Annotated in this window: 22 protein-coding genes; 15 read left to right on the forward strand and 7 right to left on the reverse strand. The window is 66.9% G+C overall.

The window, feature by feature from the left end:
* Nucleotide 1 precedes the first annotated feature (1 nt).
* The 6 genes from H0X95_RS15460 to H0X95_RS15485 all read left to right on the forward strand — a co-directional run bounded on the left by H0X95_RS15460 (nucleotide 2) and on the right by H0X95_RS15485 (nucleotide 7,257).
* Nucleotides 2-1,171: an electron transfer flavoprotein subunit alpha/FixB family protein gene (locus H0X95_RS15460; RefSeq protein ID WP_006488991.1), complete on the forward strand. Its 1,170-nt coding sequence runs from the start codon at nucleotides 2-4 to the stop codon at nucleotides 1,169-1,171.
* Nucleotides 1,168-1,953 (forward strand): electron transfer flavoprotein subunit beta/FixA family protein, encoded by a 786-nt coding sequence (locus H0X95_RS15465; protein WP_006491387.1) that lies wholly within the window; start codon nucleotides 1,168-1,170, stop codon nucleotides 1,951-1,953. Before H0X95_RS15460 ends, H0X95_RS15465 begins: the two co-directional genes overlap by 4 nt.
* Before the next feature lie 52 nt (nucleotides 1,954-2,005).
* Complete coding sequence (locus tag H0X95_RS15470; RefSeq protein WP_006486272.1) at nucleotides 2,006-3,247, forward strand: aromatic ring-hydroxylating oxygenase subunit alpha; 1,242 nt, start codon at nucleotides 2,006-2,008, stop codon at nucleotides 3,245-3,247.
* A 29-nt stretch (nucleotides 3,248-3,276) separates the two neighbouring features.
* Nucleotides 3,277-4,425: a hybrid-cluster NAD(P)-dependent oxidoreductase gene (locus H0X95_RS15475; protein WP_060211956.1), complete on the forward strand. Its 1,149-nt coding sequence runs from the start codon at nucleotides 3,277-3,279 to the stop codon at nucleotides 4,423-4,425.
* 134 nt (nucleotides 4,426-4,559) lie between these two features.
* Entirely contained in the window at nucleotides 4,560-5,423 is an 864-nt protein-coding gene (locus tag H0X95_RS15480; RefSeq protein WP_006486270.1) for a glycine betaine ABC transporter substrate-binding protein, read from the forward strand.
* A gap of 178 nt (nucleotides 5,424-5,601) precedes the next feature.
* Entirely contained in the window at nucleotides 5,602-7,257 is a 1,656-nt protein-coding gene (locus H0X95_RS15485) for an APC family permease (RefSeq protein ID WP_006486278.1), read from the forward strand.
* Between the two features lie 173 nt (nucleotides 7,258-7,430).
* Here the strand turns inward: H0X95_RS15485 and purU are convergent, their stop codons facing one another.
* Both purU and H0X95_RS15495 read right to left on the reverse strand, forming a co-directional pair.
* Nucleotides 7,431-8,315 (reverse strand): formyltetrahydrofolate deformylase, encoded by an 885-nt coding sequence (gene purU / locus H0X95_RS15490; RefSeq protein ID WP_006486276.1) that lies wholly within the window; start codon nucleotides 8,313-8,315, stop codon nucleotides 7,431-7,433.
* Nucleotides 8,316-8,495: 180 nt separating this feature from the next.
* A complete protein-coding gene (locus H0X95_RS15495; RefSeq protein WP_006486273.1) occupies nucleotides 8,496-9,401 on the reverse strand; it encodes a choline sulfate utilization transcriptional regulator in 906 nt (301 codons plus the stop codon).
* A 237-nt stretch (nucleotides 9,402-9,638) separates the two neighbouring features.
* On the opposite strand from H0X95_RS15495, the gene betC reads away from it, so the two are divergent.
* The 4 genes from betC (at nucleotide 9,639) to H0X95_RS15515 (ending at nucleotide 15,082) form a co-directional block, all read left to right on the forward strand.
* Entirely contained in the window at nucleotides 9,639-11,174 is a 1,536-nt protein-coding gene (gene betC / locus H0X95_RS15500) for a choline-sulfatase (RefSeq protein WP_006491381.1), read from the forward strand.
* A gap of 45 nt (nucleotides 11,175-11,219) precedes the next feature.
* Entirely contained in the window at nucleotides 11,220-12,188 is a 969-nt protein-coding gene (gene choX, locus H0X95_RS15505; RefSeq protein ID WP_006483794.1) for a choline ABC transporter substrate-binding protein, read from the forward strand.
* Between the two features lie 260 nt (nucleotides 12,189-12,448).
* Complete coding sequence (locus H0X95_RS15510) at nucleotides 12,449-13,588, forward strand: porin (RefSeq protein WP_006483801.1); 1,140 nt, start codon at nucleotides 12,449-12,451, stop codon at nucleotides 13,586-13,588.
* 243 nt (nucleotides 13,589-13,831) lie between these two features.
* Complete coding sequence (locus H0X95_RS15515; RefSeq protein ID WP_125331601.1) at nucleotides 13,832-15,082, forward strand: MFS transporter; 1,251 nt, start codon at nucleotides 13,832-13,834, stop codon at nucleotides 15,080-15,082.
* Nucleotides 15,083-15,271: 189 nt separating this feature from the next.
* Here the strand turns inward: H0X95_RS15515 and H0X95_RS15520 are convergent, their stop codons facing one another.
* The 5 genes from H0X95_RS15520 to H0X95_RS15540 all read right to left on the reverse strand — a co-directional run bounded on the left by H0X95_RS15520 (nucleotide 15,272) and on the right by H0X95_RS15540 (nucleotide 21,341).
* Entirely contained in the window at nucleotides 15,272-15,640 is a 369-nt protein-coding gene (locus H0X95_RS15520; RefSeq protein WP_006491379.1) for a YbjQ family protein, read from the reverse strand.
* A 132-nt stretch (nucleotides 15,641-15,772) separates the two neighbouring features.
* Nucleotides 15,773-17,023, reverse strand: coding sequence for a M20/M25/M40 family metallo-hydrolase (locus H0X95_RS15525; RefSeq protein ID WP_196446100.1), 1,251 nt, complete (start codon nucleotides 17,021-17,023; stop codon nucleotides 15,773-15,775).
* A gap of 79 nt (nucleotides 17,024-17,102) precedes the next feature.
* Nucleotides 17,103-18,815, reverse strand: coding sequence for a peptidase (locus H0X95_RS15530; protein WP_059721835.1), 1,713 nt, complete (start codon nucleotides 18,813-18,815; stop codon nucleotides 17,103-17,105).
* A 491-nt stretch (nucleotides 18,816-19,306) separates the two neighbouring features.
* A complete protein-coding gene (locus H0X95_RS15535; protein WP_006483802.1) occupies nucleotides 19,307-20,251 on the reverse strand; it encodes a GlxA family transcriptional regulator in 945 nt (314 codons plus the stop codon).
* 127 nt (nucleotides 20,252-20,378) lie between these two features.
* Entirely contained in the window at nucleotides 20,379-21,341 is a 963-nt protein-coding gene (locus tag H0X95_RS15540) for a helix-turn-helix domain-containing protein (RefSeq protein ID WP_060263707.1), read from the reverse strand.
* Between the two features lie 240 nt (nucleotides 21,342-21,581).
* On the opposite strand from H0X95_RS15540, the gene H0X95_RS15545 reads away from it, so the two are divergent.
* The 5 genes from H0X95_RS15545 to H0X95_RS15565 are packed head-to-tail and all read left to right on the forward strand — an operon-like array spanning nucleotide 21,582 to nucleotide 25,015.
* Nucleotides 21,582-22,739, forward strand: coding sequence for an amine dehydrogenase large subunit (locus tag H0X95_RS15545; protein WP_060263711.1), 1,158 nt, complete (start codon nucleotides 21,582-21,584; stop codon nucleotides 22,737-22,739).
* 7 nt (nucleotides 22,740-22,746) lie between these two features.
* Nucleotides 22,747-23,301, forward strand: a complete 555-nt coding sequence (locus tag H0X95_RS15550) for a MauE/DoxX family redox-associated membrane protein (protein ID WP_196446101.1) — start codon at nucleotides 22,747-22,749, stop codon at nucleotides 23,299-23,301.
* The gene (gene mauD / locus H0X95_RS15555) at nucleotides 23,298-23,933 is read left to right on the forward strand and encodes a methylamine dehydrogenase accessory protein MauD (RefSeq protein WP_043206082.1); all 636 of its coding nucleotides are present in this window, start codon (nucleotides 23,298-23,300) and stop codon (nucleotides 23,931-23,933) included. Before H0X95_RS15550 ends, mauD begins: the two co-directional genes overlap by 4 nt.
* A gap of 39 nt (nucleotides 23,934-23,972) precedes the next feature.
* On the forward strand, nucleotides 23,973-24,518 hold the full coding sequence (locus tag H0X95_RS15560; RefSeq protein WP_006483798.1) for a methylamine dehydrogenase light chain: 546 nt from the start codon (nucleotides 23,973-23,975) through the stop codon (nucleotides 24,516-24,518).
* Complete coding sequence (locus H0X95_RS15565; protein WP_196446102.1) at nucleotides 24,515-25,015, forward strand: c-type cytochrome; 501 nt, start codon at nucleotides 24,515-24,517, stop codon at nucleotides 25,013-25,015. Before H0X95_RS15560 ends, H0X95_RS15565 begins: the two co-directional genes overlap by 4 nt.
* The last annotated feature ends 4 nt before the right edge of the window (nucleotides 25,016-25,019 follow it).

Genomic DNA, 25,019 nt, shown 5'->3' on the forward strand with positions numbered 1-25,019 from the left:
GATGAATACGATCAAACGAATCGATCCGCGCCGGCCGTTCATCATCACGGCCGCCGGCCTGAAGCGCATCACGCTCGGCGAGGAAGGCAGCGCCGATGCGAACGCCGCGCAGTGGTCCGCGCACGGTCATGGCGGCGCGGCCGCGAAGCCGCGCCGCGCGCTGCAGGACCCGAAGCACGTGATGCTGGTGGTCGCGCACAGCGAACGCGGCGCGCTCGACGACCATTCGCGGCAGGCGATTGCCGCTGCCGCCGTGCTCGCCGATGCGCAGACGGAAGTCGCGCTGCTCGCGTTCGGCGAACTGAAGGATGACGTCGCGGAACTCGGCGTCGACAAGCTGATCGAGCTGGCCGGCTTCGAGCGCCGTGCGTTCGATCCCGAAAGCGAACTGCAAGCATTGCAGGCCTGCGTGGCCGCGCTCGCACCGAAGCACGTGTTCGTGCCCGACAACGCGACGGGCGACGGCGATCTCGGCCGACGTTACGCGGCGGCCGCCGGCGCGAGCGTCGCGACCCACGTCGTCGAAATCGACGCGAAGCATGTGGGCGCGTATGCGCAGGCCGGGCGTGCATTTGCCACCCGGGCGTTGCCCGACGTGATCCTGCTCGCGCAGAACGCGGTGGACGCGAAGCTGCCGTTCGTCGGTGCGGGCGAGCGCGTCGCCGCCGACTTCATCCGCCCGGCGCGGGATGCCGCGCAGCCGTACCGCGATCTCGGCCTCGACGAAATCGACGCAGCCCAGGTCGCGCTCGAGGAAGCCGATTTCATCGTGTCGGCCGGCAACGGCGTGTCCGACATCGGCGCGTTCGAGCGGCTGGCCGGCGTGTTCGGCGCGGCGATCGGCGCGAGCCGCGTCGCGGTCGACAACGGCCACTTCACGCGCGACAAGCAGGTCGGCGCGACCGGCAAGACGGTCGAGGCGAGCGTGTACATCGCGTTCGGCATCTCGGGCGCGGTGCAGCACCTGCAGGGGATCAAGGACTGCCGCCACGTGATCGCGGTCAACCTCGACGGCAGCGCGCCGATCGCGAAGCGCGCGAACCTGACGGTGGTCGGCGACGCGCAGGCGACGATCGCCGCGCTGATCGAACAGGTCCAGGCCGCGCGGGCCGCGCGCGGCGAATCGCCGGCCGCGGTCGGTACCCGTGAACCCGAAGGAGTCGCCGCATGAACGCCCCTCGTCCCTTGCAACGCATCGCGGTGCTCGTGTCCGTCGGCCGGCATCCGGTCAGCGGCGTCGCGCGCTACAGCCGCAACGATGCGGCCGCGCTCGAAACCGGCCGGCAGCTCGCCGACAAGCATCGCGCGACGCTCGATGTGATTCATGCCGGCGACCCCGCGAATGCGGCGCTCGCCGAGTATCTGGCGCTCGGTGCGCGAGAGGTCGAAGTGCTGGCCTGCCGCGACGGCGACGATGCCGTGCACGCACTCGCCGCGCGCCTCGACGGCTACGACCTCGTGCTGACCGGTACGCGCGCCGAGGGCGCGTACGACACCGGGATGCTGCCGTATCGCATCGCCGCGGCGCTCGGCTATCCGCTCGTGGGCTCGGCCGTCGACGTGACGGTCGACGGCGGCCGCGCGGCGGTTCGGCAATTTTTGCCGAAAGGGCTGCGGCGGCGTGTCGACGCGGCGCTGCCGGCCGTCGTCGCCGTGCATCCGCTTGCGAGCGTGGAGCCGCGCTATGCGTATGCACGGCTGCGCGCCGGCGCGATCCGGCCCGCGCTCGCGGCGCCCGGCGCGGACGCCGATGCGGCCGCGTGGACGGTCGGCCCGGTCGAGCGTAAACCCGTAAAGCTGGTCGCCGCCGAGAAGCGCTCCGGGCATGCGCGGATGCTGTCCGCGACGACGACCGAAAGCCGTGGCGGCAACGTCGTAAATGAAGGGAGTTCGGTCGAAAAAGCACAAGTGATCCTCGCGTATTTGCGCGAGCATCAGCTCATCGACTACTGATTTTGATGCCTGTCGGCAAGAACCCAGGGATGCAAGGAATCCGGAGCAAACGATGAAAGTATCGGCAGACATTCGTGCATTGATCGAGCGGCGCAAGGAAGGGCACAGCCTCGACGCACCGTTCTACACGAGCGAGGACATCTTCGCGCTCGACATGGAGGCGATTTTCCGCCAGCACTGGATCCAGGTGGCGATCGAACCGGACATTCCCGAGCCGGGCGACTACGTGACCGTGGAGCTGGGCAGCGATTCGATCCTGATCGTGCGTGACGACGACATGGCGATCCGCGCGTTCCACAACGTGTGCCGTCACCGCGGCGCGCGCCTGTGCAACGAAGATAAAGGCTCGGTCGGCAACATCGTGTGCCCGTACCACAGCTGGACCTACAACCTGACGGGCCAGCTGATGTTCGCCGAGCACATGGGCGAGAAGTTCGATCGCTGCAAGCACAGCCTGAAGTCGGTGCACGTCGAGAATCTCGCGGGCCTGATCTTCATCTGCCTCGCGGACGAGCCGCCGGTCGATTTCGCGCAGATGCGCGCCGAGATGGAGCCGTACCTGCTGCCGCACGACCTGCCGAACACGAAGATCGCCGCGCAGATCGACATCATCGAGGAAGGCAACTGGAAGCTCACGATGGAGAACAACCGCGAGTGCTATCACTGCGTCGCGAACCATCCGGAGCTGACGATCTCGCTGTACGAATACGGCTTCGGCTACCAGCGTTCCGACGCGAACGCCGAAGGCATGGACGCATTCGCCGAAACGTGCGTGCGGCGCGGCAAGGAGTGGGCCGAGATGGGCCTGCCGTCCGCCGAAATCGAGAAGCTGCTCGACGTGACGGGTTTCCGCACGCAGCGCCTGCCGCTCGATCGTCATGGCGAATCGCAGACGCTCGATGCGAAGGTCGCGTCGAAGAAGCTGCTCGGCGGCTTCGACAAGGCCGATCTCGGCGGGCTGTCGTTCTGGACGCAGCCGAACTCGTGGCACCACTTCATGAGCGATCACATCGTGACGTTCTCGGTGATCCCGCTGTCGGCCGGCAAGACGCTCGTGCGCACGAAGTGGCTCGTGCACAAGGACGCGAAGGAAGGCATCGACTACGACGTGAAGAACCTCACGGCCGTGTGGAACGCGACCAATGACCAGGATCGCGCGCTCGTCGAATTCTCGCAGCGCGGCGCGACCAGCAGCGCGTACGAGCCGGGCCCGTATTCGCCGTACACGGAAGGTCTCGTCGAAAAATTCTCGGCCTGGTACATCGGCCGGCTCGCCGAAAAAACCGGCGCGTAGTACTTAGCAGCGTATATGCGGAGCAAGACATGATGCGAGATGCGGCCAATTTCGAGCCGGCGGACAGCCGGGTGACGCACCCGGCGTTCTGGAACGCGCTGCCCGAGCGCTGGACGAGCGACGTCGAGGAAACGCTGGTGTGCTGCCACGTGCGGCAGGAAACCCACGACGTGAAGAGCTTCTTCTTCCGTTCGCCGCAGGGCCGCACGTTTTCGTTCGAGCCCGGGCAGTTCATCACGCTCGAGCTCGACATCGACGGCGAGACGATCAATCGCTGCTACACGATCTCGTCGTCGCCGGCGCGGCCGCACACGATCTCGATCACGGTCAAGCGCGTGCCGGGCGGCAAGGTGTCGAACTGGCTGCACGACAACCTGCAGCCGGGCGCGGCGGTACGCGTGCTCGGCCCGGCCGGCGAATTCACGTGCGCACGGCATCCGGCGCGCAAGTACCTGTTCCTGTCGGCCGGCTCGGGCGTCACGCCGCTGATGTCGATGAGCCGCGCGCACCATGATCTCGCCGAGGATCGCGACATCCTGTTCGTGCACAGCGCACGTACGCCGGACGACATCATCTTCGCGCGCGAGCTCGACCTGATCGCGTCGAACCACACGAATTTCCGCACGTCGTTCGTCGTCGAGCGCGTCGGCGCACGTACCAACTGGCCGGGCGTCACGGGCTTCCTGACGCTGCCGCTGCTGAAGCTGATCGCGCCGGATTTCATGGAGCGCGAGATCTTCACGTGCGGCCCCGCGCCGTACATGAAGGCGGTGCGCGACCTGCTCGACGAAGCCGGCTTCGATCGCAAGCAGTATCACGAAGAAAGCTTCTCGTTCGAGACGCTCGCGCAGACCGCGAGCGACGAAGTGCTCGCCGAACTCGTGCCGGCCGCCGAGGGTGTCGACGCCGCGACGAAGCAGTACACGGTCAGCTTCGCGAAGAGCAACCGCGAGATCGCGTGCGGCTCGGAGCAGCACGTGCTCGACGCGGCGCGCCAGTCGGGCGTGCGGCTGCCGGCCTCGTGCACGCAGGGCATGTGCGGCACCTGCAAGGTGAAGCTGGTGTCGGGGCAGGTCGAGATGAAGCACAACGGCGGCATCCGCCAGCGCGAGATCGATCAGGGGATGGTGCTGCTGTGCTGCAGCAAGCCGCTGTCGGATCTCGTGATCGACAAGTAGTCGAAACAGGCCATCGGCTGTCCGGGCGCGTCGCGTCCGGACAAGCTTCCGTCGGAAAACAACGATACCGCGGATTTGTGGTTGAAGAACCTAGAGAGACAACGCGCACGGTGCGCAGACCAAGGAGATCGACCATGAAACTGTTCGGAAAGCTGTTGTGGACCGGCGCTCTGTCGGCAATGGTGGCATTGAGCGCATCGGCGCTCGCCGATACGAAGCCGACGCTGAAAATCGGCTACGTCGAAGGCTGGGACGACAGCGTCGCGACGTCGAACGTCGCGGCCCGCGTGATCGAGAAGAAGCTCGGCTACGAAGTGAAGCTCGTGCCGGTCGCGGCCGGCATCATGTGGCAGGGCGTTGCGCGCGGCGATCTCGATGCGACGCTGTCCGCGTGGCTGCCGGTCACGCACGGCTCGTACTGGGACGAGTACAAGGCCAAGGTCGTCGACCTCGGCGCGAATTTCCCCGATGCGAAGATCGGCCTGATCGTGCCCGCGTACGTGAAGGCGAAGAGCATCGACGACCTGAACGCCGAGAAGGGCAGCTTCGGCGGCCGGATCGTCGGCATCGATGCGGGCGCCGGCGTGATGCGCAAGACCGACGACGCGATCAAGAGCTACGGGCTGAACTACACGCTGATGCCGAGCTCGGGCAGCGCGATGACGGCCGAGTTGTCGCGTTCGGTGGGCGCGAACAAGCCGGTGATCGTGACGGGCTGGGCGCCGCACTGGATGTTCGCGAAATGGAAGCTGCGCTTCCTCGAGGATCCGAAGAAGGTGTTCGGCGGCGCCGAGCACGTCGACAGCGTCGTGAATCCGGGCCTCGAAACCAAGGCGAAGCCGGTCGTCGCATTCCTGAAGAAATTCCAGTGGAAGCCGGGTGAAATCGACAGCGTGATGCTGGCGATCCAGAACGGCTCGAAGCCGGAAGCAGCCGCCGACGCGTGGATCGCAGCCCATGCGGACCGCGTGAATTCGTGGACGGAAGGCGCGCAGTAAGCACCTCGACATACGTCGTACGAATCATCATAAAAACACGCCGGGAATGGCATGCAGGAATCCGAAACAATCAGGATGTAATGCGGCCATATCCCGGAATTCTTTTTCAGATTCTGCAAAAAAGCCCGTAAGTTGTTACACTACGGCGCTTGTGCAGAATCATCACAGGAGGAACTGGATGAGTCAGGCAGGACTGCGTGCGAACCGCACCAGTGATGTTGGAACACCCATCTCACATGATTCGACGGGCCACACGCTGCATCGTGGCCTGACCTGGAAAGACGCTTTTTGGGTGACGAGCGGCGTGCCGGCAGGCGTGCTGTTCACGATCGGCGGCGTATGCGCGACGATCGGCCAGCCCGCGTGGGCGATCTGGATCGCCGCGATCACGATGGGGCTGATTCAAAGCGCGACTTATGCGGAAATATCGGGGCTATTTCCCCATAAATCGGGCGGCGCGTCGGTGTACGGCGCGATTGGCTGGGTCCGTTACAGCAAGCTGATTGCCCCGGTGTCCGTGTGGTGCAACTGGCTCGCGTGGTCGCCGATGCTTGCGCTCGGCTGCGGCCTCGCGGCGAGCTATGCGCTCACGAGCCTCTTTCCCGCCGATGCGGCGGTGCTGCACTGGCAACTCAAGGTTGCGGATCTCGGTTTCATCAAGCCGGGTCTGTCTCTGCGAATCAACGCGACGTTCATCATCGCGACGATTCTGCTTCTCATCACGTTCAAGCTTCAGCATAGCGGCGCATCGAAGGCTGCGCGTACGCAGCGCATTCTCGGGATTGCATCGCTCACGCCGCTCCTGATCGTCGGCATCGTGCCGTTCGTCACCGGCGACGTGCCGATGTCGAACCTGCTCCCGTTGCTGCCGCTCGGTCACGACGCGCAGGGCAACCTCACGGCCGCGACCTTCGGCTCGTGGAACGGGCAGGGCGTGACGATGGCGCTCGGCGCGATGTTCATGGCCGGCTGGGCCTCGTACGGCTTCGAGACGGCCGTCTGCTATACGCGCGAATTCCGCGATCCGCGGCGCGATACCGCCAAGGCGATTTTCTGGTCGGGTGCGTTGTGTCTCGTCGTGATGACGCTCGTACCGATGGCGTTCCAGGGCGCGCTCGGCACGCAGGCGATGCTCGATCCGGCGATTGGCGACGGTACCGGCGTCGCGGCCGCGATGGCGAAGATCGTCGGCGGCGGCGCGTGGGTCGCGAACGCGGTCGTCGTGATGCTGATGCTGTCGATCCTGCTGATCGTGATGACGTCGATGATGGGCTCGTCGCGCACGCTGTACCAGGCATCGGTCGACGGCTGGCTGCCGAAGTACCTGTCGCACGTGAACGAGCACGGCTCACCCACGCGCGCGATGTGGACCGATCTCGGCTTCAACCTCGTGTTGCTGATGATGTCGGACTACATGACGGTGCTGTCGATCTCGAACGTCTGCTACATGCTGTTCGTATTCCTGAATCTCCAGTCCGGCTGGATCCACCGGATGGATCGCGGCAACTGGGACCGGCCGTTCCGCTGCCCGACCTGGCTGCTCGTCGCGGGCTCGATCTGCGGCTATGCGAACCTCGTCTACGTCGGCGCGGGCGCGAACCTGCAGGGTGAAGGCACGCTGCGCAACGGGCTGATCGCGATGCTGCTGATCGTGCCGGTGTTCCTGTTCCGCCACTACTGGCAGGATCGCGGCCGTTTCCCCGCGCAGATGCAGCGCGACATGGAGCTCGAAGTGCCGCAGCGCGCGATGTGGCTGAGCCTGATGCCGTATGCGGCGCTGATCGGTGCGGGGCTGACGATCTGGCTGTCGTATTACTTCGCGTGGGTGAAGTGATGCGGTAATGCATGCCGATGCGTGCGTGTGGCAGCACGCGATGGCTCCGGAAACCGCACACGGGGCCATCGCGAGAAGCGCCGGCGCAACACGACGGCAAAAAAAGGCCCGAACGGAACACGCCGGTCGGGCCTTGTTCGTTTCTGCCGCCTTCGAACGCGACGGCGGTCTGCTTACGGAAACACCACCGTCCGGTCGCCGTTCAAAAACACCCGCCGCTCGATGAACGCCTTCACCGCACGCGCGAGCGTGAGACTTTCGACGTCGCGTCCCACCGCGAGCAGTTGCTCGGGACGCAATGCATGATCGACACGCTCGACGACCTGCTCGATGATCGGGCCTTCGTCGAGATCGTCGGTGACGAAGTGCGCGGTCGCGCCGATCAGCTTCACGCCGCGCGCATGCGCCTGGTGATACGGCTTCGCGCCCTTGAAGCCGGGCAGGAACGAGTGGTGGATGTTGATCGCGCGATTCGCGAGCTTCGCGCTCGTCTCCTGCGACAGCACCTGCATGTAGCGTGCGAGGATCACGAGCTCGGCGCCGCTCGATTCGAAGAAGTCGAGCCATTGCGCTTCCTGCTGCGCCTTGGTCTCGGCCGTGATCGGGAAGTGCCGGAACGGCAGTCCGTGCTGCGCGGCGAGCGGCTCGAAGTCGGGGTGGTTCGACACGATGCCGACGATGTCCATCTTCAGCTCGCCCATCCGCCAGCGGAACAGCAGGTCCGCGAGGCAGTGCTCGAGCTTCGACACCATGATCAGTACCTTCGGCCGCGCATTGACGTCATGGATCGCCCATTGCATGTCGCCCGCGTGGCCGCCGAGTCCGGCCGCGATCGGGGCGAATTCCTGGCGCAGCGCGTCGATCTGCAGCGTTTCATCCGTCGGATGAAAGACGCAGCGCACGAAGAAGCGGTTGCTGAGATCGTCGTCGAACACGTTCAGCGCATCGACATAGCATCGATGGCGATCGAGAAAGCCGACGACGGCGGCGACCTGGCCGGCCGCGCTCGGGCACGACAGTGTCAGGACGAATTGATCGGGGCGGTGCTCGGCGGTCATGAGACTCCTCGGATGGCAGGGGCGCACGGCCGCGCGGCGGCGCACGACAGCGCCGCGCCGCGCGGGTAGCGGGAGACTCAAGTAAATCAGGACGATTTCGGGCGGGATAGAACCAACCCGCCGTGTGGCTGGTATCGGTGCGCCAGCGGGGCCAGCGGGGCCAGCGGGACGGGCGCTGCGTCAGGCCCCCGCGCACGCGTCGAGCAGCCAGCGCCGGAACACGTGCGTCGCGTCCGGCTCGGGCCGCTGCGGCGGCCGCACCAGGAAGTAGCCGCGCGACGTGACGACGGGCGCATCGACCAGTTTCACGAGCTGGCCGCACGCGACGAGTTCGTCGACGAGCGGCGACCAGCCGAGCGCCACGCCTTCGCCGAGCAGCGCCGCATGGATCACGAGCGCATAGCTGTTGAAGGTCACGCCGCGGGCGGCGGGTGGCGGTTCCAGGCCGTGCGCGTCGAACCAGCCCGACCACGACAGCCAGCGCTCGGGGCGCGTCGGCTGCACGTGCAGCAGCGGTAGCGCGAGCAGATGGTCGGGCCGCGTGACGCCCGGGTGCGCGTCGCGGAACGCGGGCGCGCAGACGGGCGTCACGGATTCCGGAAACAGCCGCGCGGCCGTGCACGACGGCCAGTGGCCGTCGCCGAACAGGATCGCGATGTCGCCGTGGTCACGCTGCGCGTCGTAATCCTGTGACGTGACGACGCGCACGTCGACGTCCGGCATCACGCGCTTCAACCCGGCCAGACGCGGCATCAGCCAGTAGGTCGCGAAACCGAAGTCGGTGACGATCGTGAGCGCGCCGTGCTCGCGGCGCGCGCGCAGCGTCGCGGTCGCGCCGCGCAGCGTGTCGAGGCTCAGGCGCACGGCTTCGTACAGGCACTCGCCATCGGCGGTCAGCGTGACGCCGCGCGGGCTGCGTTCGAACAGCGGCACGCCGAGTTCGGCTTCGAGTTGATACACCTGCTGGCTCACGGCCGGTTGCGTCGAGCCGAGCTCGCGCGCGGCGGCCGTGAAGCTCGCGAGCCGGGCGGCCGATTCGAACGCGCGCAGCGCCTGCATCGACGGTAACGGTTCGGGTTTCGACATAAGTCCCTCTAATGGCCCCATAAGGGCCGGACGCCTACCCGCGCGAATTCGGGCGGGCGATAGTGCAGCGGACGGTGCGGCACACGCGCTCCGTGGCGGCCGACAGGCCTCCCGCGATTCTAGCCAGCGCGGCCCGCCCGCGCGGCAGTTTCTTCAGGCCGCCTCCGTCATGCCGGACGTCTCGCTGCCCGAACGGCGAGCCGTTCCATTCGAACACCGCTTTCCCCACGACCGCCGATGACGAACCCGACACCCAACATCCTGATCCTGATGGCCGACCAGCTCACGCCGTTCGCGCTGCCGGCCTACGGCAACCGCGTCGCCCGCACGCCGACGCTCGACCGGCTCGCCGCCGAAGGCGTGGTGTTCGACGCCGCTTACTGCGCGAGCCCGCTGTGCGCGCCGTCGCGCTTCTCGCTGCTGACCGGCAAGCTGCCGTCGGGGATCGGCGCCTACGATAACGCCGCCGAATTGCCGGCGCAAACGCTGACGTTCGCGCACTACCTGCGCGCGGGCGGCTACCGGACGATGCTGTCCGGCAAGATGCATTTCTGCGGACCCGACCAGTTGCACGGCTTCGAGGAACGCCTCACGACCGACATCTATCCGGCCGATTTCGGCTGGGTGCCCGACTGGGACAGCCCGACCGAGCGGCCGAGCTGGTATCACAACATGAGTTCGGTGCTCGACGCCGGCCCGTGCGTGCGCACGAACCAGCTCGACTTCGACGACGAGGTCACGTTCGCCGCGAAGCAGAAGCTGTACGACGTCGCGCGCGAGCGCGCGGCCGGGCACGATGCGCGGCCGTTCTGCATGGTCGTGTCGCTGACCCATCCGCACGACCCGTATGCGATCACGCGCGAATACTGGGATCGCTACGACGATGACGAGATCGACATGCCGGCCGTGCGGCTCGATGCCGCCGACAGCGATCCGCATTCGCAGCGGCTGCGCTTCGTCTGCGAGAACGACCGCACGCCGCCGACCGACGCGCAGATCCGCGCCGCACGCCGCGCGTATTACGGCGCGACGTCCTACGTCGATACGCAGTTCGGCAGCGTGCTGGCCGCGCTCGAGCAATGCGGGTTCGCCGACGACACGATCGTGATCGTCACGTCGGACCACGGCGACATGCTCGGCGAGCGCGGCCTCTGGTACAAGATGACGTTCTTCGAAGGCGGCTGCCGCGTGCCGCTGATCGTGCATGCGCCGGGCCGCTTCGACGCCGCGCGCGTGCGCGGCCCCGTGTCGCACGTCGACCTGCTGCCGACGCTCGTCGAGCTGGCCGGCGCCGCGCCCGCCGGCGGCTGGCCGGACCCGGTCGACGGCGCGAGCCTCGTGCCGCATCTGCACGGCACGCCCGCGCACGATGTCGCGCTCGGCGAATACCTCGCGGAAGGCGCGCTCGCGCCGGTCGTGATGATCCGCCGCGGCGACTGGAAATACGTGCATTGCCCGGCCGATCCCGATCAGCTCTACAACCTGTCCGACGACCCGCGCGAACTGACGAACCTGGCCGGCCGGCCGGAAGCCGCCGACGTGCTCGCCGCGTTCCGCGCGCACGCCGCGCAGCGCTGGAACCTGCCCGAGCTGGACAGGCAGGTGCGCGCGAGCCAGCGGCGCCGGCGTTTCCATTACGCGGCGACGACGCAGGGCCGCATCCAGGCGTGGGACTGGCAGCCGTTCACCGACGCGAGCCAGCGCTACATGCGCAATCACATCGAACTCGACACGCTCGAGGCGATGGCGCGTTTTCCGCGCGTCGGGCGCTGAGCGTCCGGCATCGCGGTCATTGAAAAACGACGGAGGAAGCGAACCATGAAACGGCAAGGCAATGCAGCAATCCGAAGGATCGGCGCGGCGTTCGCCGCCGCCGCGTGCGTGGTGGCGATGCAGCCTGCGTCTGCCGCCGATCCGCAGACGTGCAGCGACGTGAAGATGGCGGCGCCCGGCTGGACCGACATCGACGCGACGAACGCGATGGCGGGCGTCGTGCTGAAGGCGCTCGGCTATCGGCAGGACGTGGCGAATCTGTCGGTGCCGATCACGTACCAGGGGTTGAAGAAGGGGCAGGTGGACGTGTTCCTCGGCAACTGGATGCCCGCCCAGGCGCCGCTCGTGAAGCCGTTCGTCGACGAGAAATCGATCGACGTGCTGCATGCGAACCTGAGCGGCGCGAAGTTCACGCTCGCGGTGCCCGACTATGTGGCCGCCGCCGGCGTGCATACGTTCGCCGATCTCGCGCGCTACGCGGACCGCTTCGGCGGCAAGATCTACGGGATCGAGCCCGGCGCGCCCGCGAACCAGAACATCAAGCGGATGCTGTCCGACCACGCGCTCGGGTCCGCGAACTGGTCGCTCGTCGAATCGAGCGAGACCGGTATGCTCACGCAGGTCGAGCGCGCGGTGCGCGACAAGCGCTGGATCGTGTTTCTCGCGTGGGAGCCGCATCTGATGAACACGAAGTTCCATCTGACGTATCTGTCGGGCGGCGATGCGTATTTCGGCCCGAACTACGGCGGCGCGACGGTCAATACGGTCACGCGTTCCGGGTTCGCCGGCCAGTGCGCGAATCTCGCGCGGCTGTTCCGGCAGATGACGTTCTCGGTCGACGTCGAGAACCGGATGATCGCCGACATGCTCGACAACAAGACGTCGCCCGCGCTCGCGGCGCAGCATGCGCTGAAGGCCGAGCCGGCGCTGGTTGCCGCCTGGCTCGACGGCGTGACGACGGCGGCCGGCGCACCGGGCCTGCCGGCCGTGCGCGCGGCCCTCGACGCGCGCTGATTCCCTCTCTTCGGGCGGCCGGTTTTCACCGCGCCGCCTGTCTACGTGTTTTCCCGATCCGTCGCATCGTGACCATTTAGTGTCGCCTTCAGACGGGTGACGCGAAATATGGGTTTGTATTTTTCGCCAATGGCTGCGTTATTGCGGAAAACGAAATGCCGAAGCCAGCGGGGCGGTCTGAATTCGAATCCACCGGCGCATCGCGGCACGCGTCGGGAAGCGATTCTATCCATCGAACGGTTCAGGGAGGGTGGTCGACAATGAAGCACACGAAAGTTGCCGTAGCCGCCGCGCTTGCATGCGCGGCCTGTATTCCCGCCATCGGGCATGCGCAAAGCAGCGTGACGTTGTACGGGATTCTCGACGCCGGGATCACCTACGTGAACAACACGGGCGGTTCGCACGTGGTCAAGTTCGACGACGGCGTCGCATACGGAAACCGCTTCGGCCTCAAGGGCACCGAAGACCTGGGCGGCGGCCTGAAGGCCGTGTTCGCGCTCGAGAGCGGCTTCCGTCTCGGCAACGGGCAACTCGGCTTCGGCGGCGCCGAATTCGGACGGCAGGCGTATGTCGGCCTGCAGAACGACTGGGGCACGCTGTCGTTCGGTAACCAGCTCGACATCACGAACGAACTGGTGTCGATCTACAACATCTCGGCGTGGGGCAGCGGCTATGCGATCCACCAGGGCGACTTCGACCGCTTCAACGGCGACCGCCTGCCGAATTCGGTGAAGTTCCTGTCGAACGACATGAGCGGCTTCAAGGTCGGCGCGATGTACTCGTTCGGCAACGTCGCGGGCAACTTCCATCGCAACAGCGCATGGAGCGCGGGCGCGAGCTTCACGAAGGGCGACTTCTCGATCGGCGCCGCGTACACGCGCCTGAACAACCCGAACGGCATCTACGCGTTCGATCCGTACGCGATGATCGGCACGCACACGTTCCTCGGCCAGCAGACCGTCACCGTCGATCCCGCGACCGGCGCGCGCACCGACCTGTTCGCGAACACGCCGATGGACGTCGACAGCCAGGGCACGTTCGGCATCGGCACGAGCTACACGATCGGCAAGCTGACGCTCGACGCCAACTACTCGTATACGACGATCAAGGGCTTCGGCCAGTCGTCGCACATGCAGGTGTACGAAGGCGGCGGCCTGTACCAGTTCACGCCGGCGCTGAGCTTCATCGCGGGCTACCAGCACACGCGCTTCGAAGGCCATCACTGGAACCAGGGCACGGCCGGCCTGCATTACCTGCTGTCGAAGCGCACCGACGTGTACATCTCCGGCGACTATCTGCGCGCGTCGCAGGGTGTCGATGCGGTGATCGGCTACAGCTTCACGCCGTCGACGACGCAAACGCAGGCCGACGTGCGGATCGGGATGCGGCATTCGTTCTAAGCGGGGTGGTGGGGTGGTGTGACGTCTTCAGCGAGGTCTCTCTTTGGCGCGAACCGCGGTTCGCGCTTTTTTTTTGTGCGGTGTGTCGGCTCGACGGCGCGCGTGCCGGCGGCCGGCCGGTTTTCAGCCGTTGGCATATCATCGCGATTTGGCCGCGTCCGTACCGTTACCGCACGCCCACTCGCGTGCGGCGTCGCTTTTCCCGAACGGTTGCAGTGCGCACCGCCAACCGCCGAGACCCCGATGACTACCCCCGTGCCCGATTCCAGTCCGTCGTCCCCGTTACCCGCCAACCTGTTCCGCCACGCGCCGTTCCAGCGTTTCTGGGGCACGCGCGTGATGTCGTCGCTGGCCTTCCAGATCCTGTCGGTGGCCATCGGCTGGTACGTGTATGCGCTCACGCACAGCGCATTCGCGCTCGGTCTCGTCGGCCTCGCGCAGTTCGTGCCGATGTTCGCGCTGACGCTCGTCGTCGGGCAGGTGGCCGACCGCTACGACCGTCGGCGCATCGCGACGATCTGCCAGAGCGTCGAGGCGCTGGCCGCCGGCGTGTTCCTGCTCGGCGCGATGCAAGGGTGGCTCGCCGCGCCGGCCGTGTATGCACTCGCGGCGATCGTCGGCACGGCCCGCGCGTTCGAGTCGCCGTCGGTGTCGTCGCTGTTGCCGGCCGTCGTGCCGCGCAGCGACCTGCCGCGCGCGACCGCGTTGTCGACGTCCGCGAACCAGGCCGCGCAGATTCTCGGGCCCGCGTTCGGTGGGCTGCTCTACGGTGTCGGCGCGCCCGTCGCGTTCGGCACGAGCGTCGCGGCATTCGGGATCGCGGCGATGCTGAGCGGCACGATTCCGCTGCGCGGCGCGCCGCCCGCCCGCGAGCCGGTCACGCTGCGCTCGGTGTTTTCCGGCATCGCGTTCATCCGGCGCGAACCGGCGATTCTCGGCGCGCTGTCGCTCGACCTGTTCGCCGTGCTGTTCGGCGGCGCGACCGCGTTGTTGCCGATCTATGCGCGCGACATCCTGCAGGTCGGCCCGTGGGGGCTCGGTGCGTTGCGCGCGGCGCCGGCAGTCGGCGCGCTCGCGGGCACGCTGTGGCTCACGCGTTTTCCATTGAAGGGGCGGCCGGGCCGCGCGATGTTCGGCGGCGTGATCGCGTTCGGCGTCGCGACGATCGTGTTCGGGCTGTCGACGCATTTCGCGCTGTCGCTCGTCGCGCTGGCGGCGCTCGGCGCGTCGGATGTCGTGAGCGTCGTCGTGCGACTGTCGCTCGTGCAACTGCGTACGCCCGACGACATGCTCGGTCGCGTGAGCGCGGTCAATTCGCTGTTCATCGGCACGTCGAATCAACTCGGCGAATTCGAATCGGGCGTGACGGCTGCGTGGTGGGGCGCGCCCGCGGCGATCGTCGTCGGCGGCGCGGCGACGATCGCCGTCGCGCTTACTTGGATGCGGCTGTTCCCGAGCTTGCGGAACATGGCGTCGCTGGAGCGCGATCATTGAGCCGACGCGAGAGGCCGATGCTTTCAGGTGAAGCGGCTTCTCGTTCACTGCAGTTCATTTCAAATTGCTTTCTCGTTTCAGTCACATGCCAAACGACGGCCGTGCCGGACAATCATCCGACAAAACGGTTTTTCCGCACCCGGTTCGGTCGAATGGCAGTGTGTGCGGCCAGCGCGTCGCGGCTGACGGTCAGGCGCCGGCGGCGTGTGCGACCTGCACGGCCGTGCCGTAGCAGATGACTTCGGTCACGCCCGAGCCGATCTCGGTCGAGTCGTAACGCATCGCGACGATCGCATTCGCGCCGAGCTTGCGCGCCTCGGCGAGCATCTTGTCGAACGCCTGCTCGCGCGCCTTTTCGCACAGCGACGTATAGAGCGTGATGTTGCCGCCGAAGATCGTTTGCAGCGACGCGCCGAACGAGCCGACGATCGAGCGCGAGCGCACGACGATGCCCTGGGCGACGCCGAGCGAGCGGACGGTCGTATGGCCGGGCAGGTCGAATGCGGTCGTGACGCGGGCGGGCGACAGGTCGTCGAGGGAGCGGTTGGATTCGGTCATGGTGCGAAAGCGTGTAGCGAGTGGTCGAACGACGATTCTAGCCGGCCGGAGACAACGTATTCGAACGGGCGCACCCGTGCGGGTGAACGCCCGTTTCGTCGCCGAACGCGACAACCGCTCGATGAAGAGCGCTCAGCGCTTGACCGTCGCGCCGGCAAGGCCGCCGAGATCGACCGCGTAGGCGAGCGCCAGCTTGCCGAACTTCAGCGCATGGTTGGCCTGCCGATCCGAGTTCTCCAGCGTGTCGTTCACCGTGTGAATGTACGGGCTGTCGTTCTGGTCGGCCTCGAACGGGAATGACGCCGGATACCCCTGCGCATTCCACGACGCGTGATCCGAGCACGCATAGCCGCATTGCGACGTGCCGACCGCGAGCTCCGGCAGGTAGGTCGCCGCGAGGTTCTTCACGTAGGTGTTCTGCGCCGCGTTCGTGTAGTCGGTGATCAGGTAGATATCCTTCGGATCGCCCTTGTAGTTCGTCATGTCGAGCTGCAGCACGCCGACCACGTTCGCATTCTGCGTGCGGAACTGCTTCGCGATCGCCTTCGAACCGAGCAACCCGGCTTCCTCGGCCGCATACCCGACGAACTTGATCGTCCGTTTCGGCCGGTAGTTGTTCGCGAGCAGCACGCGCAGCGCCTCGGTCAGGCTGGCGATGCCCGACGCATCGTCGTCCGCGCCGGGCGAGCGCGTGTTCTCCGTCGTGCGGCCCACGGTCGAATCGAGGTGGCCGCCGAGCACGACGGTGCCCGCGGCCGGATCGCTGCCGCGGATCGTCAGGATCACGGATTTCTGCGGAAAGCCCGTGTGCGCGACCTGTTCGACGGTGATGTCGGCGCGCGCCCCCGCCAGCTGCTTCCACTGCAGCGCGAGCCAGTCGGACGCGGCGACGCCGTGCGACGTCGTGTAGTAGCGGTTCGTGAAGCCGGACAGCGACGTGATCGTGCCGACGAGGTTGCTGGCCTGCAGTTGCTGGACCCACGTACCGATCTGCGGCACGTTCGACACCGTGTACGCGGCGGCGGCCTGTTTCGCGAGCGTCGCCGGCAACGGTTGCAGCGCCTGGCGTGCGTCGTCGAACGAATCGTGCACGACGTAGCCGGGCCCGTGGCCGCGCGTGTGGTGGACCGCGCGGGCCAGTTCGCCGAGGCGGGAATCGTCGATCTCGACGACGTGAACGGTCTCGCGACGCGCGGCGCCGTCGGCCGCCTTGCCGGCGTCGACTGTCGTGCTGTGTTGCGTGGTTGCGCTTGCATCGATGCGTTGAAGCTGGCGGAACGCGGTGTCGCCGAGCGTGATCCAGACGGGTGTCGCGTGCGCGGCGGCGGTCAGCAGCATGCCGCCCAGCGCGGCGCTCAGGCGGGTCGGTTTCAGAGTGGGCATGGTCGATCTCGTGAGGATGGCGATGTCGATGAAGGGAGCGCGCCGCAGATCGTGCGAGGCGCTCCCGCCTGCTGCGGTATTACGACTTCTGCGGGACGGTCACGCCGTACGTGCAGCTCTTGTTGTACGCGTTGCCGATCGCGGTGAGCTGCGCGCTGCTGTAGCCGAGCGCGGACGCGGCCGTCAGCACGGCCTGCGCGGCGGCCTTCTGGTTGGTCGAGCCGTTGGTCATCGACAGCCCCTTCAGGAACGCCTTGTCCATTGCCTGCGCGCCGATCGCGTCGCGCGCGACGAGGTTGCACGACGCCCAGTACTGGCCGGCCGTGTGGATCTCCGCGCCGCGCGCCTGCGCATAGGTGCGCCCGACGTTCCAGTTGGTCACGCGGCCGCCCCAGAACTCGTTGTGGCCGTCCCAGTTGTAGACCCAGTGATACTGCGCATCCGACGGGCTCCACTGGTTGAAGTCGCGGCTGTACGCGGCGGCGAGATAGTCGCCGGTGCCTTCCGACAAGCCTTCCTGTTGCGACAGGCCGCCGTTGGTGATCCAGTCGTGGATACCGTGGCCGAGCTCGTGGATCACGACGTCCGCGTCTTCCGCGTCGTCGACGCCGCCTTGCCCGAAGGTCAGCCGGCCGCTGCTAGACGAATACGACGAGTTGTCGTCGCCCGATTCGCCGTGCGGGTCGTACTGCACGCCGCCCGTGTACTGGTACGGCAACGCCTTGATGCCGAGGGTCTGGTTCACGTAGCGCAGGAACGTGTCGATGTGGTAGTACACGTTCACGGCCTCGAAATACAGGTTGCCGCGCGTGAATTCGAACGCGGGCGTCGACTGCGACGGGCACGCCTTGTCGAGCGGCGCATCGAAATCGACGCACGCCGCGTACGGGCCCGTCAGCGTGTAGCGGGTGCCCGACTGCGCGAGATCCTTCAGCGTCACGCGCACGCGGGCGGCCGTGAGCTGCGTCGAGTCGGCGTCGTTGCTGTCCTTGTAGCCCGTGCTGCTGTAGCTGCTTTTCGTCGGTGACAGCGGATCGGGGCGGAACACGAAGCCGGTGCCGTCGGTCGCGTAGAACGCCTTGTCCTCGGCGCGCAGCACTTCGCCGCTGCCCGAATCGATCAGCAGTTCCCAATCGCCCTTCGGGCCGTCCTGCGGGCGGCCGCGCACCTTCCACGCGGTATGCGTGCCGGCCTTGTCGACGAACGCGACGAGTTGCGCATCGAGATGCGTGAAGCCGCTCACGCCGAGATACGCACGGGCGCGGTCGAGCGCCTGCTGCTGGTCGACGGCCTGCGACTTGCGCGTCGTCGCGACCACGCCGTTGATCGTGTTGCTCGCGACGTACAGGATGCGGCCGTCCTTCGCGACGGTCACCGCGATCTCGCTGCCGTACACGGGCAATCCGGCGGCTTGCTGCTGCAGGCGCACGACGGTGAAGTCGGCGTCGTTGCGTTCCGACGTGACGACGAGGCTCGCGAGCGCGGCCGCGTCGAGCCCGAGTTGCGCCGCCTGCGACGCGACGAAGTCGCGTGCGGTGGCGGCAGGCGTCGCGGCGGCCTTCCTGGCGCGGTAGGCCGGGTTGTACAGCGTGACGGCGACGCCGTCCGCGCGGAATTGCCCGGCGGCCGTGTCGGCCTTCGCGGCCGGCGGCGCGACGCCGCGCGTCAGGCTTTCGCGCAGGCTCGCGGCCTGCGGGTTCGATACTTTCGTATCGGCCACGGTGCCGCCGACGATGCCGAAACCGAGCGCGAGACCCAGGGCGAACGGCAATGCTTTGCGTGATGTCTGCATACGTGATCCTCATCTCAACGGTTGGACACGCCCGCACGCTCGTGGCGAACAGGCACGACACGGCCCGCGCGCCGGTTCGATGGAACCGGTGCGGCGAAGCGGTGTGGAGAGTCTCGACTGACTAAGGAAACCTAAATGTCAGGTCGAAAAGAAGCGGGCAGGCGAAGCGGGGGACGCGCGTGAAGGGATGCGAACGGCAGGCAGGTGCGGCGACGGCGAAGCGAGCATCGTCATGTCATACCCCTCGGATCGGATCGATATCGGTTGGCAGCCTGCGTGGCGCGACGCGCGTCGAGACGCGGCGTGCCGGTCCGTTAGGCAGCCTATCTAACTTTTTTTGGTATGTTACAGAATATTTTCAGCGACATTCCAAATTATTTTCGACGATCGCTTCGGTCGGTCGATCAATCGCCGGCATTGTTCAGCGGGCGGCGGGAAACGCTGCCGGAACGCGCAATACCGCGCCGGATTGTGATTAAAAGCTGCGACGATCAGCGTGTCGCCCGCCGGTCGCTGCGCGGGCTCATCCCGAATCGCGCGCGATAGGTACGCGAAAAATGCGACGGCGATTCGAAGCCGCACGCGACGCACACCGACGTGATGCTCATGTCGGTCTGCTGCAGCAGTTCGCGGGCGCGATCGAGACGCAGGTTCAGGTAGAAGTGCGTCGGCGTGTCGTTCAGCGTCGCGCTGAACAGCCGCTCGAGCTGGCGCCGCGTGATCGAGACTTCCCGCGCGAGCGCGTCGGAGCCGAGCGGGTTGTCCATGTGCCGCTGCATCGTGCCGATCACCTGGATCAGTTTGCGGTTGTGCACGCCGTAGCGCGCGGCGATCTCGAGCCGCTGGCTGTCCGAGCGCTGCCGGATGCGGCTCACGACGAACTGCTCGGAGATCGCCGCCGCGAGGTCGGCGCCGTGCCGGCGACCGATCAGGTCGAGCATCATGTCGATCGACGCGGTGCCGCCCGCACAGGTGATGCGCCGGTCGTCGATCTCGAACAGCTCCTGCGTCGCATTCAGGCCGGGATAGCGCTCGCGGAATGCGGCCAGCGCTTCCCAGTGCAGCGTGAGCGGCTGCGACGCGTCGAACAGCCCGGCTTCCGCGAGCACGAAGCTGCCCGTATCGATGCCGCCGAGCGTTGCACCATGCCGGTGCTGGCGGCGCAGCCAGTCGCCGAGCGTGCGCGTGTAGCACACGAGCGGATCGAAGCCCGCCACGACGAATACCGTATCGACCTGCGGGACGTCCGCGCACGCGGCCTCGGCGGCGACCGGAATGCCGTTGCTCGCGGTGACGGGCGCGCCGTCCGCGCTGATCACGTGCCAGCGATACAGTTCGGTGCGAAAGCGGTTCGCGACGCGCAGCGGCTCGACCGCGGACATGAAGCCGAGCGCGGAAAAGCCGGGCAGCAGCAGGAAATGGAAATCCTCGGGCATCGGGGCAGGGGATCGAATCCGGTGGTCGTCGCGTATCGCGCGACGCGCCGAGCGAGCCGGCGCGGGCCGCGCCCGGTTCGCAGGCGCAGAACGGTCAAGCCGGGATTATCGCGGGTTTTGCCGGTGCTCAGCGCGTTTTTGCGTCGCGCATCGTGCGGCGCGCCGTTGCCGACGGCAGTTCGCCGAACTGGGCCTTGTACGCTTTCGCGAAATGCCCGAGATGAATGAAGCCCCAGCGTGCGGCCGCCTCGCTGATCGGCAGGTCGGATTGCCGCGTGTCGAGCAGCAGGCGTCGGACTTGCGCGAGGCGCAGCGAGCGTGTGTAGTTGAGCGGGCCCGTCTGCACGACCGACTGGAAGCTGTTCTGCATCGTGCGCCGGCTGACGCGCAGTTGCGCGCACAGGCTCAGGATGTCGACGGGCGCTTCCGGGTGCTCGATCACGTAGTCATGCACGCGGCGCACGATGTCGGCGTGGCATGCGTGCGTGAGCCGGTTCGGCGGCTCGGGCATCCGGTACGTGAGGAGATCGACCAGCACATTGCCGACCTCGGCGCGGATCGCGCACTGCGCGCGTGCCGCGTCGAACGTATCGGGTGCCGACAGCACGCGCTCGAGCAGCGTCGCGAGTTGCATGCTCGCACGTTCGCGCGCGGCGACCGGCACCTCCACGACGCCGTGCCGCAGCGTGCGTGCGTCCAGCCGGACGTCGGCGGCATCTTCGATCTGCTGCATCAGTTCGGGGTGGACGACCACCCCGATCAGCGACATCTCGTCCGGTGAATGGAGTTCGAACGGTGTGCCGCCACGCGCCATCACGATCGTGCCGCGCTCGACGCGCGCGCCGCCGAACGCGAAGGCGCCCGAGCCGGTGAGCGGCATCCCGAACACCGTATGGCCGTGTGGCAGACATCCGCGCTGGATGATGCGCACGTTTGCCGTTTCCTGGAACAGCTGCACGCCGTCGAGCACCGCGTGTTTGACCGCGCTGCGATACGCGCCGGAACCGATCTGGTCGTAACGCTGGTTCCAGCCGCGCAGCGCCTCGGCATGCCGGTCTGCGTCGTCGAACCTCTGATGTAACACGAGCACGGTGCCTCCGGCGATCGTTCGGACCGCGCAAGATTAAACCGACCGAGCGGTCGGCGCAATCAGGGCGAGCGCTATTCCGCGCGGGTGTTTCAGAGGGTCGGAAGGCACGCGGCCGCGCGGCTTTCACACGCATTTCCAATATCCCGAATCGGCACGCACACGTTGCCGGTCCGGGTGCTGACGGCATTTATTGTCGAACTACAGTCGCCCCACATAACGTGAATTCCCACTGGAGGCGGCATGAGGACAAGGCGACGAACCGCGGCGCTCGCGGCGACGCTGGCGTTGGCGGCGGCATGGGCCGGCAGCGCGAACGCGACGGAAAAACCCGAGGAACTGGTCGTGCAGAAGATGCCGCCGTGGCATCCGCACGAGATCTATATCGTCGACATCTCGATGCCGTCGATGACGGACGGGCGCATCTACGTCTACGACGCCGACGCGAAGAAGCTGCTCGGCCAGATCGACGGCGGCTTCGGTCCCGGCTTCGCGATCGCGCCCGACCGCAAAGCGAGTGTCGTCGCGACGACCTACTTCTCGCGCGGCTCGCACGGCACGCGTACCGACGTCGTCGAAATCATCGACAACACGACGCTCGATCATGCGGGCGAGATCGTGATTCCGGCGAAGCATGCGCAGCACGTGCCGTCGCCGTACAACACCGCGTTCAGCGCCGACGGCAAGCGGTTGTACGTCGCGAACATCACGCCGGCCGCCTCGGTGACCGTGATCGACGCCGTATCGAAGAAGGTGCTGTCGGAGATCGACACGGCCGCATGCGTGCTCGCGTATCCGGCCGGTAACGACCGCTTCACCGCGCTGTGCGAAAGCGGCAAGGCGCTGACCGTCACGCTCGACGCGAACGGCAAGGAGGCGAAGCGCACGATGTCGGACGCGTTCATCGACGTCGACAAGGATCCGGCGTTCGTGAACGCGTCGCGGTACAAGGGCGATTACCTGTTCACCACCTACGTCGGCAACGTGCGCAGCGCCGATTTCAGCGGCGACAAGCCGGCATTCGGCAAGCCGTGGTCGCTGCTGACGGACGCCGAGCGCGCCGAAGGCTGGCGGCCGGGCGGCATGCAGCAGACGGCCGTGCAGGCGAAGCAGAACCGTTACTACGTGCTGATGCACAAGGGCGCCGACGGGTCGCACAAGGATCCCGGCACGCAGGTGTGGGTGTACGACCTGAAGTCGAAGCAGCGCGTCGCGCGCTGGGATCTCGCGCAGCAGAAGGTCGAGCCGCTCGTGTCGATCCAGGTCAGCGAGGACGACAAGCCGCTGTTCTACGGGCTGACGGCGACCTCCGATCTCGTCGTGATGGATGCGCGTACCGGCGCGCTGCAGCACGTCGAGAAGCAGATCGGCAACACGTCGTCGCTGCTCGTCAACCCGTGAGGCCGCGATGACCCTCGATCCCGTACTCGCCACCAGCGCGCAGGCCGGCGCGGCCGTCGTGGTGCTGCTCGGCGCCTTCGCGAAGATGCGTCGGCCCGCCGAATTTCGCCAGGCACTCGCCGGCTACCGGCTGCTGCCCGACGCGCTGACCGCGCCCGTCGCGTTCGCGCTTCCGCTCGCGGAAGCGCTCGGCGCCGCGGCGCTGCTGTTTCCCGACACGCGCACGGTCGGCGCGATCGGCCTGATCGCGCTGCTCCTGGCGTTCGCGGCCGGGCTCGCGATCAACCTGCTGCGCGGCCACACCGACATCGACTGCGGCTGTTCCGGCTTCACCGCCGCCCGTGCGGACGCACCGCGCGGCATCGGCTGGCTGCATGTCGGCCGCGTGCTGCTGCTCGTCGCGCTGGCCGCGACCGCGTTCGTCGAGCCGGGCACGCGCGTCGTCATGTGGTTCGACTACCTGACGCTGTTCTTCTCCGTGCTGCTGATCGTCTGCGCGCTGCTCACCGTCGACGTGCTGCTCGCCAACGTCCCGCGCCTTTCCCACCTGAGGAATTCATGATGCAAACCGCTCTCACCGTTTCCACCGCCCTGCTGTGGGTGGCCGTCCTCGCGCTCGGCGCGATCTGCCTCGCGCTGGTGCGCCAGATCGGCATCCTGTACGAACGCATCATGCCGGCCGGCGCGCTGATGATCGACAAGGGGCCGGCCGTCGGCGCGATCGCGCCGACGTTCGAACTGACCGACATTCGCGGCGCGCACGTGAAGGTCGGCGGCATCGACGCCTCGGGCAAGGCCACGCTGCTGTTCTTCCTGTCGCCGACGTGCCCCGTCTGCAAGAAGCTGCTGCCGCTGCTGCCGTCGCTGCAGGCCAGCGAAGCGACGCCCGTGAACATCGTGCTCGCGAGCGACGGCGATGCCGACGAACACACGCGCTTCGCGCGAAAGCACGACCTCGGGCGCTTCCCGTACGTGCTGTCGCAGGAGCTCGGCCTCGCGTACCAGATCGGCAAGCTGCCGTATGCGGTGCTGCTCGACGAAACCGGCACCGTGCGCGCGAAGGGGCTCGTCAACACGCGCGAGCACCTGGAGAGCCTGTTCGAGGCGAAGGAGCGCGGCGTCGCGTCGCTGCAGCAGTTCGTGCACGGCGATCACAGCCACGATGCGCACGATGCGCACGCGCAGCACGCATGATCGGCCGAACCTTTTTCAACGTCATTGGAGAACGACGACATGGGCGTGTTTGATTCATGGTTCGAGCGGTCGGCGCGCGGCGTCGCGCAGCACAGTTCGCGGCGCAGCGCGATGGCAAGGCTCGGCAAGGTGCTGGTCGGTTCGGCGCTGCTGCCGTTGCTGCCCGTCGATCGCACTGCGTATGCGGCCGATGCGGCGTCGGGTCCGTCGGGCGCATCCGGCGCCGCCGCCGCGGGTGCGAGCGACGATCCGATGAGCTGCGACTACTGGAAATACTGCGCGATCGACGGCTGGCTCTGCAGCTGCTGCGGCGGCACGTCGAGCAGTTGCCCGCCGGGCACGACGCCTTCGCCGATCACGTGGATCGGCACCTGCCGCAACCCGCACGACGGGTCGGACTACATCGTGTCGTACAACGACTGCTGCGGCAAGACCTCGTGCGGCAAGTGCTTCTGCAACCGCAACGAGCGCGAGAAGCCGCTGTACAAGCTGTCGCTGAACAACGACATCAACTGGTGCATGGCGAACGGTAACTCGAATTACCACTGTTCGGTTTCGGTTCTGCTGGGAGCGGCGAAGCAATGAAAGTGAAGCAAGCAGGAAAGCGCATCGTTGCATGCATGACGGCCGCGACGGCCTTCGCGTTGCCCGGCGCGGGCAACGCACAGGAAACCGTGCGTTACCCGGCCGGGAAAGGCCTGTTCGACGCGCAGTGCGCGGTGTGCCACCAGGCGGGCGGGAAAGGGCAGGACGGCCTCGCGCCGCCGCTGACCGAGTATCCGGGCAAGTACGCGACGGTGGAAGCCGGGCGTGCCCAACTGATCGCGACGCTGCTGCACGGGATGTTCGGCGAGATCGAGGTGCACGACAAGCGCTACAACTTCAAGATGCCGTCGTTCGCGAGCGCGAGCGACGACGACATCGCGCACTTGCTCAATTACGTCGTGTTCGACCTCGATGCGCAGCACGGCGATGCGAAACCGTTCACTGCGGCCGATATCCGGGCGGCGCGCGCGAAGCCGATGGACGGCGCGGCCGTGCATGCGCAGCGCGCGGTGGTGATCAAGGGGCTCAGCCTGTGAGCGG

This window comes from Burkholderia sp. 9779_493, from assembly GCF_015712215.1.
GTDB lineage: Bacteria > Pseudomonadota > Gammaproteobacteria > Burkholderiales > Burkholderiaceae > Burkholderia > Burkholderia cenocepacia.